Raw genomic sequence first — 25,432 nt, 5'->3', positions numbered from 1 at the left:
ACACCGAAGTGTCTTTTTAAATGACCAAATAAATTATCGTACGATGCCACGTGTTGATTGTTCTAATGAGTCAATCAACAACTGCGCTTCTGAAACTGAGCCTAGAATCTCATTACGGATTTGTTCAATCGCTTGTTCAGTCGTCAAACCTGATTTATAAATCAGTTTATACGCTGTTCTTAAACCTTGAATCGTTTCTCTCGACCACCCTTTGCGTCGCATACCCTCAATGTTTAAACCATGCGCATGGGCTGGATTGCCAGAGGCTAATACATAGGCTGGTACATCTTTAAGGATCAATGCAGCACCACCGATCATACTATATGAATCGATTCGGCAAAATTGATGGACGCCAGCATTCCCACCAACAATCACATGATTGCCCACATGTACATGTCCAGCAATACCCACGTTGTTGGCAAAAATGTTGTGATCACCAATGATACAATCATGCGCAATATGCGTATTGACCATACAAAGGTTATGGCTGCCAATTTTGGTAAGACCTTGATCCTGAACAGTACCACGGTGCAAGGTACAATGCTCACGAATCGTGTTGTGATCCCCAATCTCTAACCAAGTCTCTTCGCCTTTATACTTCAAATCCTGGCAGATTTCCCCAACACTTGCGAATTGAAAAATATCGTTATTTTTACCAATCCGTGTAAAACCACCAATCACTACATGTGAGTGTAATTTTGTACCTGTGTCAATACTTACATTTGGACCTACAATACAATAAGGTCCAATCTGCACATCTGATGCGATTTCTGCAGACGGATCAATAATTGCTGTAGGATGTATTAAATTTTGACTACTCATGCCTGCTCAATTTTCTGGTGGGAAATAATAATCTCAGCTGTTGCCGCAATAATGCCATCAACACTAGCAGTACAATTGTACTTGTAAATGCCACGTTTTTGCATAACAAGTTCAGATTTTAAGACAAGCTGGTCACCTGCAACAACCTGTTTCTTAAATCTTATTTTTTCTGCGCCGGCAAATAAAAATAATGAACCTGCTTTTGGCTTCTGATTAGTGAGTACAAAACCCAAGATACCAGAGACTTGTGCCAATGCTTCAATGATTAAAACACCAGGCATAATTGGGTAAGCTGGGAAGTGCCCTTGGAAAAACTCCTCATTGATCGTCACGTTTTTATAACCAACGATACTGTTCTCTGTAACGTCTGTTACTCTGTCAACCAATAAAAAAGGATAACGATGCGGTAAATATTCACGAATGGTGAGAATATCCATTGGTAATTCAGGCATTGTAAATGCTGGTAATGTAGACTCGGTCATAATAAATTATTTACGTAACTTTAAGGTTGATTCATGGGACTCTAATTGAGCTTGCATATGATCCAGTCTTTTCATTATTTGGGTCAATGGCACATCTGCTAATTGTCTTAAACGCACAATCGTCTTTTTCCAATGATTATTTTCAAAAAGTCCCATTCCTGAAGAATAAGTTCCAGCTTCATAAATATTTTTTGTGACCATTGACATTGCGGTAAGAGTCACATTATCAGTGATTTCTAGGTGTCCAACGACCCCACTCGCCCCGCCGAGTATGCAGTTTTTGCCAATCTTCGCACTTCCTGCAATACCACAATTCGCTGCAATCGCTGTATTTTCACCGATATGAACATTGTGAGCGATTTGCACAAGGTTATCAATAATGACACCATTTTCTAAGACTGTGTCGTCTAAAGCACCCCGATCAATACTGCAATTTGAACCGATACGAACATCATTTCCGATACGAACAGAACCCAGCTGGGCAATTCGATGCCATTTTCCTTGATAAGGTGCAAAACCAAAACCTTCAGAACCAATCACTGTATTCGCATGAATACGTACACGATCACCAAGTTTTGCCTCTCCAGTGACAGTCACGTGAGTATCAATGAAACCATCTTTACCCACTTCAACATTATCATCTAAAAAAACGTGAGCTTGAATAATCGTGTTTGCACCCACGACACAGTTTTCGCCAATTACAGCATAATGTCCAATATAGGCATCATCGGCTATGATCGCAGAAGGATGGATCTGGGCTGTGCTTTCAATTCCACGTTGAGTTATCTTTTTTGCAAAAACATGGGTCAACATCGCGAAAGCTAAATAAGGATTAGCAACAACAATAAAGTTCTTCTTATTTTTCAATTGCGCTTTTAATGTCGGTGTGACGATATAAGCACCTGCAAGACTTGACTCAGCCTGTGCTAGATACTTATCACCATTTACAAAACTTATGTGCTGACTTTGTGCTTGTTCTAAGCTTGCTAAATTTAAAATTTCGAAGTCTTTTTCACCAAAAAACTCACCTTGTACAAGGTGAGCAATTTCTTCTAAACGGTAACTACGTCTATTCATTGATTATTTCATTGCATTGACCTTTTGAATCATTTTATCAGTTAAATCATACTTAGCGTCAGAGGCAATGGTAGAATTTTTATTCAAAATAAAATCTAAATTGTTCTCTTTACGCAATTGTTCAGCAGCTTGCTTCACACGATTCTCAAAAGTGGTATTCATCGTTTGCAAAGTTGACTGAACTTTAGTCTGCAAGCTTTGTTGTGTCGTATTGAATTCATTCACTTTGGCTTGGTACTGAGCTGAAAGTTTTTGTAGATCCGCTTGATTTGCCGATTGTGCACGTTGCTGTAAACTCTCTATTTCTTTACCTAACTGCTCTAATTTCGTCGATGTCGGTTTTACTGACTGACCTAAGCTAGCATTTTGCTGTTTGAGATAAGTACTGCTTTCAACAACTTTCGCCAAATCTACCACTGCTATACCTGCAGCATTGCTAAATGCTGATACGGTTAAACCCAAACCGAATACGAGTGCTGTTAATGTTTTCATGAATCCGTCCTTTATATCTTTTACAAATTTAACCGAGGTCGTACTTAGAAAGTACGACCAATTTCGAATTGGATTGATTTAGTATCATCACCCTTCTTGTCATTAAGCGGGTAAGCATAGCTCAGTGATAAAGGTCCAATCATGGTGATCCAGGTAAAACCCACGCCAACGCTATAACGTAGATTACCAAAATCTAAACCGTAATTATCTTTACAGTATTGTTTAACATCGGTAATTTTTTGCCCATTAATGGTCATACCTTTCTCACCATATGCGCTATTTGAAATATCACATTTGGTATCGAAAACTTGCGCACCTTCAGCAAATATGACTGGACGCACTTGGCGTGCCCAATCACCTTTGAACGGAACAGGCAATGCTAACTCAGTACCAAACTGCACCAGTGCATTACCACCAATTTCCTCTGGATCTGGATCATTTCTACCCGTTTCTTGGAAAATCACACTTGGGTATTTTGGTCCTAAAGAGCTGTTGTCATAACCACGAACAGAACCATAACCACCAGCATAGAAGTTTTTATAGAATGGTAAATCATTACCATAACCTAACTTTCCGTAGCCACGGAGAACAAAGCCGGCGCCGAGTGATTTAAATGCTTGAGCATCATAGGTTAGTTTTTGATAATCTACATCACTACCAGGAAGACCGACCTCAAGTCCAACACGATGCGACATACCCGAAGTCGGGAATACTGGGCGATTGAGCGTATTATATGACCAACCTAAATTAAGCATATAAGTCAGGAATTCGCCTTCAAAAGCATTGAAATATTTTTCTTCTTTCCCTTCATTACATTTGCCCGTATAAGCACCAGTATCAGGATCTTTTTCTAATTCATCCTCTGGACAATATGTACCGCTACCAGTTGCCTTACCACCATTTGCAAGTAAATAATCACGAATATAAGTCGATACACTTGGGCCAGTTCTGACTTTAGTTTGATCAATACCGAGTGAAGCACTTAAACTCTGGTTTTCATCAATTGGATAACCGAAACTTAAACTACCACCAATACTGTCAGTTACGTAGTTGTTAACGTTATAGTCCTCATTAAGCTTCGTTTTACGATAATAAACATTATAACCACGACTTACACCATCAATGGTGAAGTATGGATCAGTCACACTTAAGTTGTAGTAATCTTGTGTCTCTGAACGAGAAAGATCTATCGCAACACGATTACCTGTTCCCATAAAATTAGTTTGGCTTAAACCAGCTTGGAACGTCACACCGCCATTCTGTGAATAACCCACAGCAAGTGTAGTTGTACCTGAGTGTTGCTCTTCTACGGCAACGTTCAAATCTACCTGGTCTGGTGAGTTCGGAACACGAACAGGCTTCACATCTACAGTTTTAAAGAAACCAGTACGTTCTAGACGAATTTTAGACAAGTCAATTTTTTCATTACTTGCTAAAGCACCTTCCATCTGACGCATTTCACGACGCAAGACTTCATCAGCAGTTTTATTGTTTCCTGAAAAATTAACACGACGAACTGTAACTTGCTGTCCAGGATTCACATAATAATTTAGGTTAACAATACCTGTTTCATTATTAATATCTGGAACAACATTCACCTCAGCATAGTAATAACCTGCATTACCATACTTACGTAATAATAATTGCTTGACCGCATTCACACGTTCTTGCGAATAAGTTTCACCATCTTTATAAAGCTTTAAAGCATTTAACTCTTCTGGCTTATAAAGCGCATCACCCAAGAACTTGGTTTCACCAAACTTAAATTGACTGCCTTCATCTACTGAAACTTCAATAAAGATATTCTTTTTATCTTCACTAATATTAAGCTGAGAGTTAATAATATTAAAGTTGATATAACCTTTATTTAAATACAAAGCACGTAATGCCTCTAAACTCGCTGCCATTTTCTCACGAGCGTAACGGTCATTACGGGTAACAATAGAAGCCCAACCACTTTCTTTTACCGCAAAGGCTTGCTTGATATCACTATCACTAAATACTGTATTGCCGATAATATTGATATCGAAAACTTTTGCTGCAGTACCTTCGTTGAAATTTAACATCAATTCAACACGGTTATTTGGACGTGCTACGGTTTCAACCGTCACATCTGCATCATAACGCCCTTGTTGGGTATATTGTTGTTCTAGTTCGGTTTCAATAATCTGTAACGCAGATTTTTTGAACACCTCACCTTCAGCAATACCCATTTTCTTTAAACCTTGTTCCAAAGCTTCTTTCGGAATAAGTTTGTTGCCTTTAAATTCAAGTTTAGAAATAACTGGTCGCTCGACAACGTTGAAGACCAAAACATCATTTTGCTTATATGCTTTGATATCATCGAACAAACCCGAAGCATATAAGCTACGAATTGCTTCCGCGATCATTGGGTCATTTACACGATCACCACTATTTATTGGTAACATCGAATAGATACTTGCAGGTGTTAAACGCACTAGCCCATCAATTCGTATATCTCGTGCAAGAAACTCATCTGCTGCGTATGCTTGTTGTACCACTGCCATCGCACTAACCAGTGCCAAAGGCATTAATAAATTTGTGTGACGCATGCCCATATATTTTCCAGTAAGTTAAATTCCATTTGCGTTTTTATAAACGCATGAAGTCGTTAAATAAAGCCAAAAGCATCATGCTACCGAGCAGTAACATACCAACTTTTAGACCCAATATCTGTATTTGTTCAGAAACAGGTTTTCCACGGATAATCTCGATAAAGTAATAAACGAGATGACCACCATCAAGCATAGGAATTGGCAATAAGTTTAAAATCCCTAGGCTCACACTCATAAGTGCCATAAAGGAAATAAAAGTCTGCCATCCCATTTCGGCACTTTGTCCAGCTACTTTAGCAATCGTGATTGGACCAGATAAATTATCCAAGCCAATCAATCCTCGTATCATTTTAACGATCGAGTTAAAAATCATTTGAGAAAGCTGGACGGTCTTATCAAAAGCAACACCTAAAGCTTCTAAAGGTGTGTATTGAATTGTTTGCTTATATTCATTTGGTATAGTGACTTTGCCAGCATCACTCTTAACCCCTAAAACACCTGTAACATTACCCATATTGTCACGTTGACCACGTGGAATCATCTGTAAATGAACCAATTCACCTTGACGCATTACATCAATATTGAGCAATTTTTCAGGCGAGTGTTGTACCACATTAACCACATCAAACCAGTCATTCATTGCCACATTATTAATCGCAACAATTCGATCACCTTCTTTCATCCCTTGACGTATGGCAGCACCATCAGCAGTCAACTCTTTTACCACTGCTGGAATCATCGGTCGATAAGGTAAGAATCCCAATGCATCCAAAGGAGATTGGCTTTGATCTTTAAGAAAGTTTTGGATCGGCAAATTGAATTGTTTTTCAGATCCCTCACGCTCTACAATAACTGAAACTTGTCCAGTCTCACCAATACGGTTAATTAGGGCAAAGTTTAACTTTTCCCAAGTTGGTGTTGATTGGCCATCAACTGCAACCACCTTGTCACCCACCTGTAAATCAACCTGTGCAGCAACAGTATCCGGCATGATCTTGCCAATACGCGTATTCAATTGTTCCTGAGCGGGTAAAAAGAGAACCCAGAACAGTAATACAGCAAAAATCAAGTTAACGAGTGGTCCAGCAGCAACAATCGCAATCCTTTTCCAAGGTGATTGTCGATTAAACGCATAAGGAAGATCCTTTTCGGCAACATTTCCCTCACGCTCGTCAAGCATTTTGACATACCCACCCAAAGGTAGTGCAGAAAGCTGATATTGAATACCTGATTTTTTTGATTGCCATTTCAATAAAGTAGGACCAAAACCAATGGAGTAAACCAAGACTTTAACGCCTAATTTACGAGCAACCCAATAATGACCAAACTCATGAATAGCGATAAGTGGACCAAGTAATAAAATCGCTGCAACAATCATAAAGAGTGCATTCATACGATTTAACCTCCTATATCCACAATATACGTCTCTGCAACTTGTCTAGCGATCATATCAGTATGCAAAATGATGTCTATATTTTCTGCTTTAGCATTTTGTACAACTTGTAAAGTATGTCCAACAACTTCAGGAATCGCTGTAAATCGAATCCTGTGCTGTAAAAATGCCGCAACAGCAATTTCATTAGCAGCATTTAAGATCGTTGGTGCCAAGCCACCCGCACGCATCGCTTGACGTGCTAAATCTAATGCAGGGAACTTAATGATATCAGGTGCCTGAAAGTTAAGCTGTGCTGTATCAAACAAATCTAAAGCAGGAACATCTGTTGCCAAACGCTTTGGCCACGCCAATGCATGTGCAATCGGTGTACACATATCTGGATTACCCATTTGTGCCAAAGTCGAACCATCCACATATTGCACCATGGAATGAATAATACTTTGTGGGTGAACCACGACTGTAACAAAATGTTCAGATATTGAAAACAAATGACACGCTTCTATCAATTCTAGCCCTTTATTCATTAAGGTAGCAGAATCAACAGAGATCTTTTGACCCATCGACCAATTCGGATGCTTACACGCTTGTTGAGGCGTGACTTTTGATAATTGTTCTAATGAATGGTTAAGAAATGGACCACCTGATGCTGTTAATAGAATACGAGACACGCCTAACTGAGGTTGTCCCGTTCTTTCCGCATCTAAATAATCGTGTGGAAGCGATTGAAAAATTGCATTATGTTCAGAGTCTACTGGTAATAACAGTGCATGATGCTGTTTAGCAGCTTGCATCATGATATCACCAGACATCACCAAAGACTCTTTGTTTGCAAGTAATACGCGCTTGCCTGCTTTGACCGCAGCTAGGGTTGGTAAAAGCCCAGCAGCACCAACGATTGCGGCCATCACAATATCAACGTCTGAATGCTCAGCTATTGTGACAAGACCTGCTTCGTCGGTCAAAATTTCAATATTATTTAAATTTTCTTGCTTGAATTTTTGCTGTAACTCCAATGCTTTTTCATTTGGAACCACAACAACTTTCGGATGAAATTGTTTACAAATTTCTAAAAGCTCATCTAAACGACTATAAGCAGAAACTGCAAATATTGAGTATTGATCTGGGTGTTGTTGTAATACTCTTAAAGTACTTTGTCCAATTGAGCCCGTAACACCCAATATACATACAGCTTGTGTCATTTAAAGATCTACACCAATAAGTTTTAAAATATACATTCCTGTAGCGAAAATAGGTGCAGCTGCAAGCAAAGAATCAATACGGTCAAGCACACCACCATGACCTGGCAATACGCGACCAGAATCTTTAATGCCTGCACGGCGCTTGATCATAGATTCAAATAAATCACCTAATACCGATGCGAATACAGTGATAATGGATAACATCAAGAACAGCATCAACTGTACTGCGGTTAGATTTAAATAGAAATATTGAACAACCAGCATGATAATGACAGTTGTTGCGATACCACCATACAAACCTTCGAGTGATTTATTTGGACTGACTGAAGGCGCAAGTTTCTTTTGACCAAACTTCCGACCAACAAAATAAGCACCGCTATCTGCACCCCAAACCAATAGGAACAAATACATTAACCACCACGGCGAACTATGCCAAACCGCATATAGCGCAGTAACCGCAGCCGAAATTAGGATGAAGCCTATAAGATGTAAGGACGGATTGTACCAATTATCAGATTCGGGATAATTCCTCACCCAATAAATACTACCTAGCCAAGTGAGAATAGACGCAGCCCAAAGTAAAAGCGCAACATCATCATAAAATAATGCAAGTGTAGAAATTAGGGCAACAAAACCACCATACACCCATGCTTTGGGTTTTGAGGCAGTCGGTTGGACACGAGGCATGAGTTTAAACCACTCATAACCTGCTACCCCCGCAGCTAAAATCATAAGCACAAACATTGGATAATGTGATTGCGTTGCAAACATGCAACTTAAAACAACTGCAACTAACACCAATGCGGTAATAATCCGCTCAAACATTATTAATTCTCTATTTTCGCTTGTTGAATTTGTTCAGAGGTTTTACCAAAACGTCTTTCTCGCCCTGAGAAAACACGAAATGCGTGATCTAACTCCTTTATGGTAAATTCTGGCCATAAAGTATCGGTAAAATACAACTCTGCATAGGCCGCTTGCCATAGCAAAAAGTTAGACAAACGATAATCACCGCCTGTACGAATCAACAAATCGACAGCTGGTAAATCATTTAGACTGACATATTTATCGAATAAATCAACATTTATCTGATCTGTTTGAATTTTTCCTGCAACCACATCTTCCGCTATAGACTTTGCAGCATGTGCCATATCCCACATACCACCATAACTAATTGCAATAGAAAGCGTCATGGAATCAAAAGCAGCTGTTTTCTGTTCCGCTTCTTGCATCAAATCACGCAACTCTTCTGACAATCTAGAACGATCACCAATAAAACGTAATGCGATGTTGAATTTTTCCATGCGAGGAAGTTGCTCATATATCGTTTCTTTGAGCAATTGCATGAGTAAATCAACCTCAAATTGTGGTCGATTCCAATTTTCACTTGAAAATGCAAAAACGGTTAAAGCACGAACACCAGATCTTTTACAGTGTTCAACGACAGGATCTAGGACATTTTTACCCTCACGATGCCCATCGCCTTTTTGCATTTGCTTTTTTTTAGCAAAACGATTGTTGCCATCCATAATGATGGCAACATGTTGAGGAGGATGATGCTCTTCTGATGAGGACATGAAATCAGACCTTCATCAATTCTGCTTCTTTCGCTGCGAGACGTTTATCAACCTCAGCAACAAACTTATCCGTAATCTTTTGGATTTCATCTGATGCACGACGATCATCATCTTCAGAAATTTCTTTTTCTTTCAATAATGCCTTAATATCACCTAAAACATCGCGACGAATGTTTCGAATCGCCACTTTTGCATTTTCTGCTTCAGTACGCGCAACTTTTTGCATATCGCGACGAGTTTCCTCAGTCAATGCTGCCATTGGTACACGAATGGCGTCAGCCGTAATAGGATTCAATCCCAAACCTGCTTCGCGTATCGCTTTATCAATTGCAGAAACCATTGAACGTTCAAATGGTTGCACGAGCAAGGTACGCGAATCTTCAAGTCCAATGTTTGCTACTTGGTTAAGCGGAACATCAGAACCATAGTAAGGAACCATCACACCATTTAAAATTGATGGGTGAGCACGTCCAGTACGAACCTTGGCAAAACCATGTTCTAACGAGTCAAGCGACTTATTCATACGGTCTTCTGCGTCTTTTTTAAGATCGTTAATCATATGATCTTCCTTACTTATTCATGAGATATTACAAAAAAATTATGCGTAGTATAAAGAGCTTTAAGGCTTACGTACATGAGGGTTTATTAACAAACCTTAATTAGTAACGTGAGTTCCTTCTTTTTCGCCCATTACGACAGAAAGTAATGCACCAGATTTGTTCATATCAAAGACTTGTAATGGCACATTATGGTCACGGCATAAACAAATCGCGGTAAGATCCATCACACCCAGCTTTTCATCCAATACTTGATCAAAAGTCAGATTGTCATATTTTACAGCGTCATCGTATTTACTTGGATCTTTATTATATACACCATCTACTTTGGTTGCTTTCAAGATCAAATTCGCTTCAATCTCAATACCACGTAAGCAAGCAGCTGTATCTGTTGTAAAAAATGGATTACCGGTGCCTGCAACAAAAACACAAACTTCACCTTGGCTTAAATGACGAATTGCATCGCGGCTAGAATATGACTCAACCACTGTACCAATCGACAAAGCCGACATTAACCGGGTTTTAATATTTCGACGAACCAATGCATCACGCATCGCCAAGCCATTCATAACGGTTGCCAACATTCCCATTTGATCGCCTGTTACACGCCCAACCAAGCCATCTTTTTGTAGTTGGCTACCGCGATATAAATTACCACCACCAACAACAATACCGACCTGCACACCTAAACCCACTAAGTGAGCAATTGAAAGGGACATTTGATCCAAAACTTGGGCATCAATACCCATATCTTTATTTCCAGCTAAAGCTTCACCTGAAAGCTTTAGCAAAATTCGCGCATAACGTGGATTCTTAGACGTTGACATACTGTTACTCCAAACCGACCAATCTCAAAAATTATTCTTTATATCTCATTCAACATTAAGCAGACTTAATCGCAATTAACTTAGCAAATAAATCATATTCATCTGCATCTGTAATTTCGACCTCAAGCAAATTACCTGCTTGAATCACACTCTTATCGATATCTTCAACAAAAACATTACCGTCAATCTCTGGCGCATCAGCATACGAGCGCGCGACTGCAACAGGAAATTCTTCTTCCAAACTATCAACCAATACGATCATTCGCTGACCGATACGTTTTTGCAGTTTAGCAGCAGAAATTTCTTGCTGAACTTCCATAAAACGTTCATAACGTTCTTGTTTTATTTCTTCTGGAACATGATCTGGTAAATCATTTGCTGTAGCACCCTCAACTGGTGAATATGTAAAGCAGCCAACACGATCAAGTTGTGCTTCTTTCAACCAATCCAAGAGCATTTGGAAGTCTTCTTCTGTCTCACCAGGGAAACCAACCACGAATGTTGAACGAATCACCAATTCAGGGCATTTTTCACGCCACAATTTAAGGCGCTCTAATGTGTTCTCACTGTGTGCTGGCCGCTTCATCAATTTTAGGATGCGCGGACTGGCGTGCTGAAAAGGAATATCTAAATAAGGTAAAATTTTGCCTTGTGCCATCAAGTCAATCGCAGCATCCACATGTGGATATGGATAGACATAATGTAATCGTACCCAAATACCGAGCTGACCCAGTGCTTCACACATGTCATAGAATTTGGTTTTTACTGGCTGACCATTCCAAAAATCCAACTTGTATTTAGTATCTACACCATAAGCAGAAGTATCTTGAGAAATCACCAAGATTTCTTTTACGCCTGCACGTTTAAGCGCTGCAGCTTCATCCAACACTTGACCTACGGGGCGAGAAACCAAGTCACCACGCATACTTGGGATGATACAGAAAGTACAACGATGGTTGCATCCTTCTGAGATTTTTAAATAAGCATAGTGCTTCGGTGTTAGACGTACACCCTGCTCAGGAACTAAATCAATAAATGGATTGTGTTTTGGGGGTGCTGGTACATACTCATGCACCGCTTCCATCACATCTTGATATGCCGCAGCACCTGTTACTTTTAAAACATTCGGGTGCATTTGGCGGATTTTGTCTTCGTCTTTGCCAAGACAGCCTGTTACGATAACTCGACCATTTTCGCTCATGGCTTCGCCAATCGCATCTAAAGACTCTTGTACTGCAGATTCAATAAAACCACAGGTGTTAATCACAACCAAGTCCGCACCATCATAATCTGATGCAACTTGATAACCTTCAGTCTTTAACTGAGTTAAAATTCGTTCAGAATCTACCAATGCCTTAGGACAACCTAAAGATACAAAACCGACTTTGGGGGTCTTCATGAATCTGCGCTCCACTTGAATCGGCGTATTGTATGTCTTTTCTTGGCTTACGCATAGCAGCAAAGCCATCTCTTTGTGTAATGCACCAAAATACAACCAAAGTTTTGATAAAAATCCCTATATGCACCATTTTGGTACATGATAAAATAATTGAAACATCCTATCTATGTGAAAAATACCGTATAAATGGATGTATTCATCAATAAGCTATTGAAAATTAGCCAATACAAAGTTGGCTTGTATTTTGCATAACATACCTTTAAGAAGTTAATGGCTATCTATTCAAATTGATATTTAATTGCGCCATTTTAAAACAGGACGATTCACAAATGGATCAACATAACACTATCGACTATCGACTCTTGGTCGATAACCTAACAACTGCCATTTTATTGGTCGATAGTCAGCTTAATATTTTTTATTTAAATTCAGCATGTGAAGCATTATTTGATATTAGTTTACTACGTGCCTCAGGTCAGCCTGTGTTAAATCTTTTACATGCACATGATGATCCATTTAATACCCATGAAGCATTATTAAATACCTTAAAAAGCGGACAACATTACACACGTCGCGAAGCTGTAATTAATGTCAATTTTAGATCCATCCATGTGGATTACACCGTTTCACAACTCAATATGAGTAAAAATCAATCTAGTTTGCTCCTAATCGAGTTAAATCCAATTGATCGTATGCTGAAAATATCAAAAGAAGAGAACCTCGTTCAACAGCATCAAGTTGCTCGTCAGCTCGTTCGCGGGGTTGCCCATGAAATCAAGAATCCATTGGCTGGTATTCGCGGTGCAACTCAATTGCTTGCACGCAGTTTAAATGATGATAGCTATGGCGAGTTTACGGACATTATTATTAGTGAAGTAGATCGATTGACCAATCTCGCTGACACTATGCTGGGTTCACGTCAATTGCCTAGTTATGAGCATGTAAATGTACATGAACCCCTAGAACGCGTACGTTCCTTAATTACCAACCAAACCAAGAAAAAAATAAAGATTACTCGCGATTACGATCTTTCGTTACCAGAAGTTATGGCGGATCGCGACCAACTGATTCAGGTCATGCTCAATATTAGTGTCAATGCCGTACAAGCCATGACTGAAAATAAAGATTTCTTTATTGATTCTGAACCTGAACTGATTTTAAGAACCCGAATTCAACGACTTGTCACAATTAATGGTGTATTAAATCGCTCAACCGTTCGAGTCGACATTGAAGACAATGGACCAGGCGTACCAGAAAGTATTCTGGAATCTGTTTTTTATCCACTGGTTACAGGACGTGCTAAAGGTACGGGTCTGGGACTCAGTATTGCACAAAACATCATGCATCAACATAACGGAATGATCGAATGTCAATCCGTTGCTGGAAAAACCGTATTTAGCTTATATCTACCTTGGGAGTCGAACCATGTCACGAAATAAAATTTGGGTAATAGATGACGATCGTGCCATGCGTTGGGTACTTGAAAAAACATTCAAAGAAGAAGGTTTTGACGTCACCAACTTTGAAGAAGCACAAACAGCGCTTGAACGCTTACATGAGGATGCACCAGATGTCATTCTGACTGACATTCGTATGCCAGGAATTGACGGTTTGACATTCTTATCAAAGGTTAAGAACTCACATCCAGATTTACCTGTGATCATCATGACCGCACATTCCGACCTTGAATCTGCTGTTTCGAGTTATCAAACAGGTGCTTTCGAGTATTTACCTAAACCTTTTGATATTGATGAAGCACTCGCACTCGTCAACCGTGCAATCCTACACATCAATAAATTGCAGCAACAAGAAGCCACTAAAGCCATATCGCCCTTACAATCTACCGAAATTATCGGTGAATCTCCTGCAATGCAGGAAGTGTTTCGTGCCATTGGCCGCTTATCTCAATCGCATATCACGGTTCTAATTAATGGTGAGTCTGGTACAGGTAAAGAACTGGTTGCCCATGCTTTACACAAGCACTCCCCGCGTCGCGCCAAACCCTTTATTGCCCTGAATATGGCGGCTATTCCAAAGGACTTAATTGAAACAGAACTGTTTGGACACGAAAAAGGCGCATTCACAGGTGCTAACACCCAGCACCAAGGACGATTTGAACAAGCGAATGGCGGCACTTTATTCCTTGATGAAATTGGCGATATGCCATTTGAAACCCAAACACGCTTGCTCCGTGTTCTTGCAGACGGTGAGTTCTACCGTGTGGGTGGACACATTCCTGTGAAAGTGGATGTACGGATTGTTGCAGCGACTCATCAAGACCTCGAAAAACTTGTGAATGAAGGTCGTTTCCGTGAAGACTTATATCACCGTTTAAATGTTATTCGCATTCACATTCCTAAACTTGCTCATCGTAGCGAAGACATTCCTATGTTGGCACAGCATTTCTTGGCACGCGCTGGCAAAGAACTCGGTGTAAGCCCTAAGATTTTGCGTACTGAAACCACTGACTATATGCAGCAGTTACCATGGCCGGGTAACGTTCGCCAATTAGAAAACACCTGTCGTTGGCTTACAGTGATGATCACTGGGCGTGAAGTTTATCCAGAAGATTTACCTGCTGAACTCAAACAAGTTTCCATTCAAAAGCCATCAAGTGATGGAGCAAGCTCAACAGTTACGAGTAATCCAAACATTATGGAAAGGATTGCTGTACATCATTGGGATGAGTTATTGGCACAATGGGCAATCCAAAAGCTAAAAAATGGTGAAATGAAAATTCTCGATATTGCCACACCCATGTTTGAGCGCACACTGATCACAGCAGCCTTACAACAAACCCGTGGTCGAAAACGTCACGCCGCAGAGCTTTTAGGTTGGGGTCGCAATACGCTGACACGAAAACTTAAAGAACTGGGTATGGACTCAACTGAAGATGATGATGACGAAGAAGTTCGTTCAGCCTAAACTCTAAACTCCCCAAGAAAAAGCGAGCTTCAAATTAGCTCGCTTTTTCTATTTCATTGCAAAACAAGACTTCCAAGAGAACACCATACAATACATATGGTTTTTGCTATAATGATTGTGCCCCCCTCACCAATAGTACCGAATACAATGACAGATATTTGTTACCCAAACTGTGAACAGCCTCAAACCCGCCGTGGTCAAGAACGTCGTCTTGCATTATTACTTTGTGCAACGGATCTATTTCTTGAAAAGGGTTATGATGATGTTTCTTTGGATGACATCGTAAGTCATGCTGGAGGATCAAAAGCCTCGATCTATAAATACTTTGGTAATAAAGAAGGACTTTTTACTGCCATTTGTGATTATAGAAGAGAAGTTTTTTTTAATGGTGTTTGTTTACCTTACTCTCCAGATTCTGTCAGCTTAAGAAATTACTTAACACATACCCTTCAACGTTTTTATCATCACATCATCAAACCAGAAAATATTGCATTTATGCGCATGTTTACTGAGCAAACCCAGAAAGATACTCAGCTAGCAAATTATTTTTATGATAAATGTGCACTGAATATACAAAATACGATTGCATGTGCCCTCCATCAGGCTCATCTCAATAATGATATTATCTGCACCCAACCCTATTACTCAGCAACAATGTATTTTGGTATTTTGCGTGATGTGGAGTGGCGTATTTTAATGGGCTTAGAAGTCCAAGAAAATGATCTTGAAATATTTGATTATATTCAATATTCAGTGGATCTATTTTTAAAAGCTCATCAAAATCCTGAGCCTGCTGCCACCTTATAAATGAATTGCGTTATATCGTCTAAAAAATTCCCGCGGTGGCAACCATAGATAAAAGGCAACAGATCCTTAATTCTTTTGCATTTTTGAATACCTGTAGTATAGTATTCAATTCTTTTTTATTCACCACCCGTTAAACAACAATTAATTATTGTTTTTATTCAATAATTATTGTGGGAGTAGCTATGGCGCTTCGGCATTTTCTAACTTTACGTGACCTATCTTCTCTAGAACTGCAACGCATTTTGGATCGCGCACAAGAACTTAAACGCATGCAGCATAGCAATACGTTGTATCAACCTTTTGCTGGTAAAGTTTTGGGAATGATTTTTGAGAAATCGAGTACACGTACCCGTATCTCTTTTGAAGCAGGTATTTGCCAGTTCGGTGGCAGTGCAATCTTCCTTTCCCCACGTGATACACAACTGGGTCGTGGTGAACCAATCGAAGATTCTGCTCGCGTTATCTCTAGTATGTTAGACATTGTCATGATTCGTACATTTGGTCATGACATTGTTGAACGCTTTGCATCATATTCGAAAGTACCTGTGATCAATGGTCTTACCGATGACCACCATCCTTGCCAACTTCTCGCAGACTTACAAACGTTCCAAGAACATCGTGGCAGTATCGAAGGTAAAACTGTTGCATGGATCGGTGATGGCAACAATATGTGTAACTCATATATTGAAGCAGCGCATATGATGGGTTTTAAACTCAAAATTGCATCACCTGAAGGCTATGAGCCTCAGCCAGAATTCCTAGCGGAGTTTGCAGATTGTGTTGAAGTCTTTAACAAGGCTGAAGATGCAGCCGTCAACGCCGACCTGATTGTCACTGACGTTTGGGCAAGTATGGGGCAAGAAGAAGAGCAAAAACTTCGTGAAAAGGCATTCGCAGATTTTCAGGTTAATGAACAATTGATGGACTTAGCTCATCCTGATTGTTTATTTATGCATTGTTTACCAGCGCATCGTGGTGAAGAGATTTCTGAAAACATGTTAGATCACAAAAATGCTGTGGTATGGGATGAAGCAGAGAATCGCTTACATGCACAAAAAGCATTGATGGAATTTTTGCTCAACGAAAACATGAAAAAAGATTAAGCTTATATTCGCTTACTTTGATCTAACAAACAGCATCCTCGTGATGCTGTTTTTATTTAATGCTTAAATTGAACGCCGCAGCAAAAACACTTATAGTAGTTTATCGACACGATTAAATGCTTGCGATAGCGTACATGATGACTTCATTAGAACAAACACTCACACAAATTCCTAATTTTTCCTTAGTGCATGACCACCTCTTTACTTCTGCTCAACCTTCTACTGAAGAGTTGCAACTGATTAAAGAATATGGATGCAGTACCGTCATCAATCTCGCAACAAGCAAATCTGACAACCATTTGATTAAACAAGACCAGATTTGTTTAGATCTAGGTTTAAATTATATTCATATCCCAATTGACTGGGATGTACCATGCTCAGAACAATGTTTACTGGTTTTAGATTTAATTGATCATCTTGTTCAAAACGAAATCGTTTGGCTGCATTGTGCCAAAAATATGCGTGTGAGTAGCTTGATGTATTTATACCGTCAATTTTATATGAATGTTGATTTACCAACTGCCCAAGCTTTGCTCCATGAAATTTGGGAACCGAATGAAACTTGGACGGGTCTTATTCATAGCATTGCTTTACAGCTTCAAGGTCGTAAAGCAACACTAGAACTTCAACAATCAATGATCAATGCAGATCATTTTGCATGATGTGAAAGCAACACAACTGCACTCGCTAAAATACCTTCCTGACGGCCTGTAAAACCTAGTTTTTCAGTGGTCGTTGCTTTAATACTAATCTGCGTAATATCCACATCTAATACATCAGCAATACTTTGACGCATTTCTAAATTATGTGGTGCTAATTTCGGTCGTTCACACGCAACTGTGATATCTGCATTATTTAAATGATAACCCCGATCTAAGATCAATTGATAAACATGTTTCAGTAAAACACGGCTATCTGCCCCTTTATATTCAGGATCAGTATCTGGGAAATGCTGACCGATATCCCCTAAAGCAAGCGCACCTAATAAGGCATCACACAGCGCATGTAAAATTACATCCCCATCAGAATGTGCTTTTAAACCATGCGTATGCGGAATTTTAATTCCCGCCAAAGTAACAAACTGCCCTTGTTCAAAAGCATGCACATCTATGCCTTGTCCAATTCGAATCTGAGCAACCATATGATTTTCCTTTTAGAATATACTGAACTAATCTTGAATTCAGGCTTTCTATTTCGCTATAGTACAGTGAGCAAATTAGACTGAAAGTATAAGTGATTATGCTGTTGAACACTGTAAGAAATCAATTAAAGAAAACCGGCTGTGTTATCACATTGAGTTGTTTATGCTCAACATTTGCATTTGCTAAAGCAATCGATTGTTCAAATCAGCGTACTGACCTTCAAAATGTTTGTTCCAAGCAATACGAAGAACAACGACTTAAACTGAATGATAAGTTTTTAACGGCTTATTTAGTAACCGATGCACCTGTGCAACTTTTATATGCAACCCAAGAAATGTGGTGGCGTCAGCTACAACAATGCAAATCTAAGACTTGTTACTTACAACAGTTCGATGCGCGCATGGATGATTTGAATTTTTACACATCAATCAACCAAACACTTACACAACATTATTTAAAATACGAACATGGCAGTTTAGCTAAGCAACCTGTACACATCCAAATTCATCAGCTCGATAAAGACCGCCTCAAAATCGAAGGAACGGCCTATCGCAGCCCTAATAATCGATTAGAAACGCAAACGATGTCTTTACTGGCGTATAGTACATCTGATCAAAAAAATCAGATTATAGACAACGAGAAAAAATGTGAATATCAGTTTGACTTTCAACGTGCATTACTCGTGGTCAGAACCGAACAGAAAGGTTGTGAACGCTTTACCGGCATTTATCGTTTGTATGATTAAGCAAAAGCCGATGGATCCATCGGCTTTTTTGAATCTTAACTTGGAAATTTTTGCGCAATTTCTTGGCTGATTACCACTGCTGTAGCAGCCGATAACGTCCACCCTAAATGACCATGTCCAGTATTATAAAATACTCGCGGCTGTTTCCCTTGCTTCACTACAGGTAGCATATTCGGCATCATGGGACGTAAACCTGCCCAAGGAACGACATGTTCTGTTGAGATATCAAAGTTTTGATTCACCCAATTGATTAAAGGCTGAATCCGATCTGCTCGGATGTCACGGTTATAACCATTAAATTCGGCTGTTCCTGCAACGCGAAAACGGTCTGCTCCTAATCGTGAGGTCACGATCTTTGCACTCTCATCCAACAAACTTACCCAAGGCGCATTTTTTACACTTTTCTCGTCCTTAAGTTGAACAGTGATCGAATAGCCTTTTACTGGATAGACATTCACACTATCCCCTAACATATCTGCTAAGTGATAACTGCCCACACCCCCACAGACCAACACTAAATCGGCTTCAATTTCAGTTTGAACATCTGATTCTGGATACATGTTTTCAGAACTGTTTTTACATTGCACGAGGACTTTATCTTGGAGACATTTAACATCGACAACGTCCAAACCAAAACGATATTTTGCACCATATTCTTGTGTCTTTTCCGCCAAACCGACTGAATACTTATGAATATCGCCCGTTGCATCTCCAGCCGTATAATATCCACCATAGTAATCACCTGTTAAATTTGGCTCAATTGCCTTCATTTCCTCAGGTGTAATCGCATTACGTTCAAGCTTACCTTCAACCAATACATCATTCACCTTTTTAGCGATTTCGAAATCCTCTTTGGTATGGTACATGTGCAAAATGCCACGCTTTTCCAAATCAAAGGAAATATTTTCTTTTTCCGCAATTTCAAATAAACGTTGTCTTGCTAATAAGGCAAGACGCACAGTTTCCATGGTATTGGCTTTATAATTTTTGATATGAGCCAGAAACTCAATTAACCAACGATATTTATGCACACTAAAAGATGGATTGAGCAATAATGGTGCATCTTTTTTACTCATCCATTTGATACCCTTCAGCACCGTGGCTTTTTGGTTCCAAACTTCGGCATTACATGCAGATAACTGTCCACCATTGGCAAAAGAGGTTTCCATTGCTGGAAATAGGTGACGATCAATGACAGTGACTTGATAACCCAACTTAATTAATTCATAAGCAGACGTTACACCCGTAATCCCCGCACCAATGACTACAACATGTGGCATAGCAAACTCCTAGAAATGCAGAACATTCCTTAATGCATAGCCCCATCTGTCATGGTACCTGAGAGTTTCGGCAGATGATTACCAATTAATCATTTAGCCTTCCCCTTCGGTGAGTGTATATCGTAGATCAGATTTTATAAGTTTCTACAAATTGAGCACTGCTCTCCAGATTGTATGTCTATTATTACAGTCCTTCTGCCTGAGAGTTTCCGGGGTCGTTGCTCCTTCGGCGAGTTCATTGAAGAACTTCTCTCCCGCAATAATATTTATATCCCTTCTAAGCAATATATATGCCGTTTAAAAAAAAATCCATAAGAAAATCTTGTAAAAGTTTATAGATTTACTAGTGACTTCAATTAAAAATCAAATATAAAAAAAGCAGACCCATTGTCTGCTTTTAGAAATTAGAATTTAGCTTGCAAAATTTGCTCAGAAAATTGCCCTTTCCAAAGCTCGCGCAGGGTCGGTAAATAGAATTTTTCACCAATCATCACCAGCTCAGCATCAATGAGAGCATGAATTTCATGCATAAGAATATAATCTAAAGCAATCATAGATAGCTGTGGCTGAGATTGAGCAATGTATTTACGTCTGGCTTGAGCTTTTTTAACCAGTTCATTGGCAAAATTTTTATCTTTGTAGGTTGTGATTGCACTTAAACGCAATTCGATAATTCCCCAACCTTCTAGTAACTTTTTAAATACCTCAAAGTCTTGAGAGCTTGCTTCCCACGTGACATTTTCCAGATTATTGTCATCAGGCAAGACTGGCAGCAATAAATCAGCTGTGCTTGGAAAAATTTTCTTGAGGTTCAATAAAAACTTAACAGGATTTTCATGTGATAGACCAGAATATTGGATATGGGTTTGAGTATCTGTTAAGTAAATATTAAGCATAATAAAACGTTGGTCTAATGAATCAAACCGATATTGTACGCAGTTCACTTTATAAAAACCACTGATAAAAATAGCCTCTCCTCGTGTGAAAAGGCTACTTTGTACCACAGGATACTATTTACTATTTGGTGAAACCATATTCTCTGGCTTCACCACTTCATCAAATTGTGCTTCAGTGACTAGGCCAAGTTCAACAGCGACCTGTTTTAAGGTTTTGTTTTCTTTATAAGCCGTTTTCGCAACTTTCGCTGAATTCTCATAACCAATTACAGGATTTAACGCGGTAACCAACATCAAAGAGTTATGAAGGAAATAATCTATTTTTTCTCGATTCGGTTCAATACCCACAGCACAGTGATCATTGAAACTATTACAAGCGTCACCAAGTAGCTGAATAGATTGCAGTAAATTATAGGCAATGACTGGCATAAACACATTTAACTCAAAGTTACCTGACGCTCCTGCCACGTTAATGGTAGTGTCATTACCAAGTACCTGAGCCACCACCATTGTCATTGCTTCACTTTGGGTTGGGTTCACTTTTCCAGGCATGATACTTGAACCAGGTTCATTCTCTGGAATACGAATCTCACCAAATCCACAGCGCGGGCCGCTTGCCAACCAACGAATATCATTGGTGATCTTATTTAAACTCGCAGCTAAAGTTTTCAATGCACCTGATGCAAATACAGCCGCATCCCGTCCTGCAAGTGCTTCAAATTTATTCGGGGCTGTAACAAATGGCAACCCTGTAAGAGCGGCTAATTGCTCTGCTGCTTTGACAGCATATTCTGGATGCGCATTCAAGCCAGTACCCACAGCCGTACCGCCTAAAGGGAGCTCATATAAACCAGCAAGGGCTTGATGTAAGCGTTTTAACCCATGTTCCAACTGAGATACATAACCGCTAAACTCTTGACCTAAAGTTAAAGGGGTAGCATCCTGTAAATGAGTACGACCAATCTTAACAATATCGTTAAATTCTTCTGATTTACGTGCTAAGGTCTGTTTTAATTGCTCTACCGCTGGGATTAACAACTCATTTATTTGCAAACTTGCAGCCACGTGAATCGCTGTCGGAAACGAATCGTTTGTTGATTGAGCACGATTGACGTGATCGTTTGGATGCACTGGCTTTTGCGCACCTAATGCCTGACCTAATTTTTGATTTGCAATATTGGCAATCACTTCATTACAGTTCATATTACTTTGCGTACCTGAACCTGTTTGCCATACCACTAATGGGAATTGCGCATCCCATTTACCAGCAATTACTTCTTCAGCCGCATCAACAATATATTGACTTAACTCTTCTGGAAGTTGTTTTAATTCCGCATTGGTAATGGCTGCCGCCTTTTTTACCAGTCCCATTGCGCGAATCATAGTGCGTGGTAAACGCTCCTGACCTATTTTGAAGTTTTGTAAACTTCGTTGCGTTTGCGCACCCCACAAGGCTTCATTTGGTACTTCAATTTCACCCATCGTATCGTGTTCAATTCGCATTTGCATAAAACAACCTCTACTCTATTTGGTTAAAGTTCTCACGGGCTGAAGCAAATAGATGCTTTGGCTAGCGAAATCAATCCATAACGGATCTTTGATTAGCTTGACCATTATCGTAGAACAATGAAATTATGTAAATAAGAATCATTATCTAATTCCCTTTTAGCGTATTGAGATAAAAACGCCACTCATCTTCTAACATTTGGGTCAAAGATCGTTTTGGTTCCCAATTGAGAATCTGTTTTGCCTTCTCAATATTTGCGCCTAATCGTGCCAATTCTTGGTGTTGATAAACCGCAGGTTGAATACGTATTTCAGCTTGAGTAACCTTTCCAATTTGGTCTAATAAAGTTTGAATCGAAGTCAATTGTTTATGCGCAAGATTAAAAGCTTCCAAGCAGCTATTTTGTGTTTCCAACCAATTCATCGTCATCAACACCGCATCACAAACATCCAATACATGCAAGAAACTGCGCTCGACAGTTCCATCATCGGTTTCAGCTTGATTTTGTAGATCAATACATTCTCTTTGCATAGCTGCAACTTGTAATGCCAGCGGTACAATGTTTTTTGGTAATTGAACGACATATTCACCTAATACGCCATGTTCAAATGCACCTACAATATTGGATAAACGTAGGTTTACTATTTTCCATTCATGGTCAACTTTATAAGTATCCGCGATAATATCCTCAACAATTTGCTGAGACCTTATATAAGGATTGGAATAACTATAATTAAATGCAGTCTCTTCTGAAAGCGATGCGTCAGATTGTCCATAGACTGCAATAGTAGATAAGTTTATGAGTTGTCGCACACCCATGCGCTGCATTGCCCTGAGTAAACTCATAATACAACTTACATTATCGTTGTAATATTCAAGAGGCTTTAAAGTAGATTCTTCAAGTGATTTAAAGCTAGCTGTATGGATGACAGTATCGATTGAATATTGCTCAAAGACTTTATTGAGTGCTGGAGTATTTCTGATATCTAATTTTGCAAATGGAATATACATGCCAGAAATATATTCTAGTCGTTCCAAGGTTTGTAAAGTTGAGTTCGCTAAGTTATCGACGATAACGATCTCTTTTCCATGAGCCAGTAAACTCAAAGCAATATGTGAACCGATAAACCCTAAACCACCTGTTACCAAAATCATTGTATAATTACCTTCTTTTTTAATTATGTCCGCATCATTCGTCTACATGACCGTGAATATTCAATGAGTACATTACTGCTAATTACCTCCCCACCAACTTCTGTCATGGCTTGGCATGCATTTGGTCTGGCACAAGCATTACACAATATGCATGAAGAATTTCGTGTCTTCTTCTACCAAGATGGAGTTCAGGTTGCGAATGATTTACAGTGGTTTCCTGACGATCAACGTAACCTAAAACAAGAATGGCAAAAGCTTGGCATTCGACTCCCTGTCTGTGTCAGTGCCGCCCTTGCCCGGGGTATCACTGATGCAAGCAACGCACAACGCCATTCTCTTCAACACCATAATTTAGCCTGTGGCTTTGATTTAGTTGGTCTTGGCGAACTTGCTGATGCAGTGCAAGATTGTTCTCGCTTAATTCAATTTTAATTTAAGTTCTTTAATAGAGTGTTGCTTTTAAAAGGTATATTGTGTGAAATCTGTACTCGTCATCCTAACGCAGCCCAATTTAACCAGTTTGCAAATTAACGAAAGTTTATCTGCAACTATGGTTTTAGCAACCTTTGGGATTTCTGTCAAAGTATTATTAAAAGATGCAGCTCTTAGCTTGCTAGATGATCAACTTGCTTTTGATTCAGTACAGCATGCCTTTAAAATTGCCTCAAATATGGTAGAAAGTTTCGAGTTTTATGATTTAACGCCACTTCTTATCGAAACAAAAAATCAACAACTCAACATTGTTCAAAACTCGGCACAAGAGATTGAATTTATTGAGCTCACCCCAGAGCTAATCCAATCCTTCGATCACGTACTGTATTGGTAAGGAGCCATAATGAAAGAAGCTACACTTTTTTTGATCCAAGCTCCTTATTCTCATATTGAAAGAATATGGAAAGATTTAGGACAAATGGCTCAGGAAAATGATCATATCGTTGTGATGAGTGATGCTGTATTGGGTATCAGTCATATGGTCATTGAGACATATCCTAATTTATATTGTTTAGAAAGTGACTCTGCCCTATTGAGTGAAGCATTTAAAACGCATGTAAAATGCATTAATTATGCTCAATTTGCTGAACTTGTATTGCAGTTTAAACGCTGTATTACCTTGAAATAACATTTTTGACTTTAAATATACTTAGGCTATTTTATGCAATTAGATTTAGATCAAGATGGTCATTTAGTTGATTACACCATTTGGGACCATGATGTAGCTCAAGCATTAGCACAGTCCCTGGATTTAGAATTAACTGAATGGCATTTTGAAATTCTTCACGCTGTTCGTCAGTTTTATCAGCAGTTCGGACATTCACCAGCGACTCGACCACTGATCAAATTTTTAATGAAAACGGTAAGCTCAGAAATAAATAATGCTGTTTTACAACAAAGATTCAATACAGGTTTAGTCGCGCGTCATCTTAGTCGTTTGGCTGGCGTTCCTAAACCTGCAAATTGTTTATAGTTA

The 25,432-nt window shown here is 39.3% G+C and carries 27 protein-coding genes and 1 riboswitch; of the genes, 10 read left to right on the top strand and 17 right to left on the bottom strand.

Annotation, left to right across the window (positions count from 1 at the left end; genetic code table 11):
• Window positions 1-33: 33 nt before the first annotated feature.
• From lpxA to rimO, 12 genes are all read right to left on the bottom strand, one after another.
• Complete coding sequence (lpxA, locus tag DK207_RS10605) at window positions 34-822, bottom strand: acyl-ACP--UDP-N-acetylglucosamine O-acyltransferase (RefSeq protein ID WP_109441131.1); 789 nt, start codon at window positions 820-822, stop codon at window positions 34-36.
• Window positions 819-1,304: a 3-hydroxyacyl-ACP dehydratase FabZ gene (gene fabZ / locus DK207_RS10600; protein WP_109441130.1), complete on the bottom strand. Its 486-nt coding sequence runs from the start codon at window positions 1,302-1,304 to the stop codon at window positions 819-821. The genes lpxA and fabZ overlap by 4 nt, the downstream gene beginning before the upstream one ends.
• A gap of 6 nt (window positions 1,305-1,310) precedes the next feature.
• Window positions 1,311-2,381, bottom strand: coding sequence for a UDP-3-O-(3-hydroxymyristoyl)glucosamine N-acyltransferase (gene lpxD, locus DK207_RS10595; RefSeq protein ID WP_109441129.1), 1,071 nt, complete (start codon window positions 2,379-2,381; stop codon window positions 1,311-1,313).
• Between the two features lie 3 nt (window positions 2,382-2,384).
• Window positions 2,385-2,873 (bottom strand): OmpH family outer membrane protein, encoded by a 489-nt coding sequence (locus DK207_RS10590; RefSeq protein ID WP_109441128.1) that lies wholly within the window; start codon window positions 2,871-2,873, stop codon window positions 2,385-2,387.
• 44 nt (window positions 2,874-2,917) lie between these two features.
• On the bottom strand, window positions 2,918-5,452 hold the full coding sequence (gene bamA / locus DK207_RS10585) for an outer membrane protein assembly factor BamA (protein ID WP_109441127.1): 2,535 nt from the start codon (window positions 5,450-5,452) through the stop codon (window positions 2,918-2,920).
• Between the two features lie 34 nt (window positions 5,453-5,486).
• Window positions 5,487-6,842: an RIP metalloprotease RseP gene (gene rseP / locus DK207_RS10580; RefSeq protein WP_109441126.1), complete on the bottom strand. Its 1,356-nt coding sequence runs from the start codon at window positions 6,840-6,842 to the stop codon at window positions 5,487-5,489.
• Between the two features lie 5 nt (window positions 6,843-6,847).
• Window positions 6,848-8,044 (bottom strand): 1-deoxy-D-xylulose-5-phosphate reductoisomerase, encoded by a 1,197-nt coding sequence (gene ispC, locus DK207_RS10575; protein WP_109441125.1) that lies wholly within the window; start codon window positions 8,042-8,044, stop codon window positions 6,848-6,850.
• Window positions 8,045-8,869, bottom strand: a complete 825-nt coding sequence (locus tag DK207_RS10570; protein WP_109441124.1) for a phosphatidate cytidylyltransferase — start codon at window positions 8,867-8,869, stop codon at window positions 8,045-8,047. It lies immediately after the preceding gene.
• Window positions 8,870-8,871: 2 nt separating this feature from the next.
• The gene (uppS, locus tag DK207_RS10565) at window positions 8,872-9,621 is read right to left on the bottom strand and encodes a polyprenyl diphosphate synthase (protein WP_109441123.1); all 750 of its coding nucleotides are present in this window, start codon (window positions 9,619-9,621) and stop codon (window positions 8,872-8,874) included.
• A 4-nt stretch (window positions 9,622-9,625) separates the two neighbouring features.
• Complete coding sequence (gene frr / locus DK207_RS10560; protein ID WP_109441122.1) at window positions 9,626-10,180, bottom strand: ribosome recycling factor; 555 nt, start codon at window positions 10,178-10,180, stop codon at window positions 9,626-9,628.
• A gap of 96 nt (window positions 10,181-10,276) precedes the next feature.
• Window positions 10,277-11,005 (bottom strand): UMP kinase, encoded by a 729-nt coding sequence (gene pyrH, locus DK207_RS10555; RefSeq protein WP_004638988.1) that lies wholly within the window; start codon window positions 11,003-11,005, stop codon window positions 10,277-10,279.
• A 55-nt stretch (window positions 11,006-11,060) separates the two neighbouring features.
• Window positions 11,061-12,404, bottom strand: coding sequence for a 30S ribosomal protein S12 methylthiotransferase RimO (rimO, locus tag DK207_RS10550; RefSeq protein ID WP_109441121.1), 1,344 nt, complete (start codon window positions 12,402-12,404; stop codon window positions 11,061-11,063).
• A 329-nt stretch (window positions 12,405-12,733) separates the two neighbouring features.
• Between rimO and glnL the strand changes: the two genes are divergently transcribed.
• The 5 genes from glnL (at window position 12,734) to DK207_RS10525 (ending at window position 17,901) form a co-directional block, all read left to right on the top strand.
• On the top strand, window positions 12,734-13,843 hold the full coding sequence (gene glnL / locus DK207_RS10545) for a nitrogen regulation protein NR(II) (protein WP_109441120.1): 1,110 nt from the start codon (window positions 12,734-12,736) through the stop codon (window positions 13,841-13,843).
• Window positions 13,830-15,329, top strand: a complete 1,500-nt coding sequence (gene glnG, locus DK207_RS10540) for a nitrogen regulation protein NR(I) (protein WP_109441119.1) — start codon at window positions 13,830-13,832, stop codon at window positions 15,327-15,329. The genes glnL and glnG overlap by 14 nt, the downstream gene beginning before the upstream one ends.
• A gap of 147 nt (window positions 15,330-15,476) precedes the next feature.
• Window positions 15,477-16,136, top strand: a complete 660-nt coding sequence (locus DK207_RS10535; RefSeq protein WP_109441118.1) for a TetR/AcrR family transcriptional regulator — start codon at window positions 15,477-15,479, stop codon at window positions 16,134-16,136.
• A 182-nt stretch (window positions 16,137-16,318) separates the two neighbouring features.
• Window positions 16,319-17,239 carry an ornithine carbamoyltransferase gene (gene argF, locus DK207_RS10530; protein ID WP_109441117.1) on the top strand — a complete coding sequence of 307 codons (921 nt, stop codon included), beginning with the start codon at window positions 16,319-16,321 and terminating at the stop codon, window positions 17,237-17,239.
• A 137-nt stretch (window positions 17,240-17,376) separates the two neighbouring features.
• Window positions 17,377-17,901, top strand: coding sequence for a protein tyrosine phosphatase family protein (locus tag DK207_RS10525; RefSeq protein ID WP_109441116.1), 525 nt, complete (start codon window positions 17,377-17,379; stop codon window positions 17,899-17,901).
• On the opposite strand, the gene ispF is transcribed toward DK207_RS10525, so the two are convergent.
• Window positions 17,889-18,380 (bottom strand): 2-C-methyl-D-erythritol 2,4-cyclodiphosphate synthase, encoded by a 492-nt coding sequence (gene ispF / locus DK207_RS10520; protein WP_109441115.1) that lies wholly within the window; start codon window positions 18,378-18,380, stop codon window positions 17,889-17,891. The two genes, DK207_RS10525 and ispF, sit on opposite strands and share 13 nt — an antisense overlap.
• A 98-nt stretch (window positions 18,381-18,478) precedes the next feature.
• Here ispF and DK207_RS10515 point away from each other — a divergent pair, with 98 nt between their 5' ends.
• Window positions 18,479-19,126 (top strand): hypothetical protein, encoded by a 648-nt coding sequence (locus DK207_RS10515; RefSeq protein ID WP_109441114.1) that lies wholly within the window; start codon window positions 18,479-18,481, stop codon window positions 19,124-19,126.
• A 35-nt stretch (window positions 19,127-19,161) separates the two neighbouring features.
• Here DK207_RS10515 and DK207_RS10510 read toward each other — a convergent pair whose 3' ends face one another.
• The 4 genes from DK207_RS10510 to DK207_RS10495 all read right to left on the bottom strand — a co-directional run bounded on the left by DK207_RS10510 (window position 19,162) and on the right by DK207_RS10495 (window position 23,964).
• Window positions 19,162-20,406: a D-amino acid dehydrogenase gene (locus DK207_RS10510; protein ID WP_109441113.1), complete on the bottom strand. Its 1,245-nt coding sequence runs from the start codon at window positions 20,404-20,406 to the stop codon at window positions 19,162-19,164.
• 177 nt (window positions 20,407-20,583) lie between these two features.
• A riboswitch (glycine riboswitch) is annotated at window positions 20,584-20,673 on the bottom strand.
• 137 nt (window positions 20,674-20,810) lie between these two features.
• Entirely contained in the window at window positions 20,811-21,302 is a 492-nt protein-coding gene (locus tag DK207_RS10505) for a hypothetical protein (RefSeq protein WP_109441188.1), read from the bottom strand.
• 114 nt (window positions 21,303-21,416) lie between these two features.
• Window positions 21,417-22,811 carry a class II fumarate hydratase gene (gene fumC, locus DK207_RS10500; RefSeq protein ID WP_109441112.1) on the bottom strand — a complete coding sequence of 465 codons (1,395 nt, stop codon included), beginning with the start codon at window positions 22,809-22,811 and terminating at the stop codon, window positions 21,417-21,419.
• A 145-nt stretch (window positions 22,812-22,956) separates the two neighbouring features.
• Window positions 22,957-23,964, bottom strand: coding sequence for an NAD-dependent epimerase/dehydratase family protein (locus DK207_RS10495; protein ID WP_109441111.1), 1,008 nt, complete (start codon window positions 23,962-23,964; stop codon window positions 22,957-22,959).
• A gap of 63 nt (window positions 23,965-24,027) precedes the next feature.
• Between DK207_RS10495 and tusD the strand changes: the two genes are divergently transcribed.
• Genes tusD through DK207_RS10475 form a run of 4 tightly spaced genes read left to right on the top strand, consistent with a single transcriptional unit; the run spans window position 24,028 to window position 25,429 of the window.
• On the top strand, window positions 24,028-24,396 hold the full coding sequence (gene tusD / locus DK207_RS10490; protein WP_109441110.1) for a sulfurtransferase complex subunit TusD: 369 nt from the start codon (window positions 24,028-24,030) through the stop codon (window positions 24,394-24,396).
• Window positions 24,397-24,439: 43 nt separating this feature from the next.
• Window positions 24,440-24,790: a hypothetical protein gene (locus DK207_RS10485; RefSeq protein WP_109441109.1), complete on the top strand. Its 351-nt coding sequence runs from the start codon at window positions 24,440-24,442 to the stop codon at window positions 24,788-24,790.
• Between the two features lie 9 nt (window positions 24,791-24,799).
• Window positions 24,800-25,084: a DsrH/TusB family sulfur metabolism protein gene (locus tag DK207_RS10480; RefSeq protein ID WP_109441108.1), complete on the top strand. Its 285-nt coding sequence runs from the start codon at window positions 24,800-24,802 to the stop codon at window positions 25,082-25,084.
• A 33-nt stretch (window positions 25,085-25,117) separates the two neighbouring features.
• Window positions 25,118-25,429 carry a TusE/DsrC/DsvC family sulfur relay protein gene (locus DK207_RS10475; protein WP_109441107.1) on the top strand — a complete coding sequence of 104 codons (312 nt, stop codon included), beginning with the start codon at window positions 25,118-25,120 and terminating at the stop codon, window positions 25,427-25,429.
• Window positions 25,430-25,432: the final 3 nt, after the last annotated feature.

The organism is Acinetobacter haemolyticus (assembly GCF_900406815.1).
Lineage (GTDB): Bacteria > Pseudomonadota > Gammaproteobacteria > Pseudomonadales > Moraxellaceae > Acinetobacter > Acinetobacter haemolyticus_A.
Note: the sequence above shows the minus strand (reverse complement) of the source record. Positions and strands in the feature narration are given on the sequence as shown.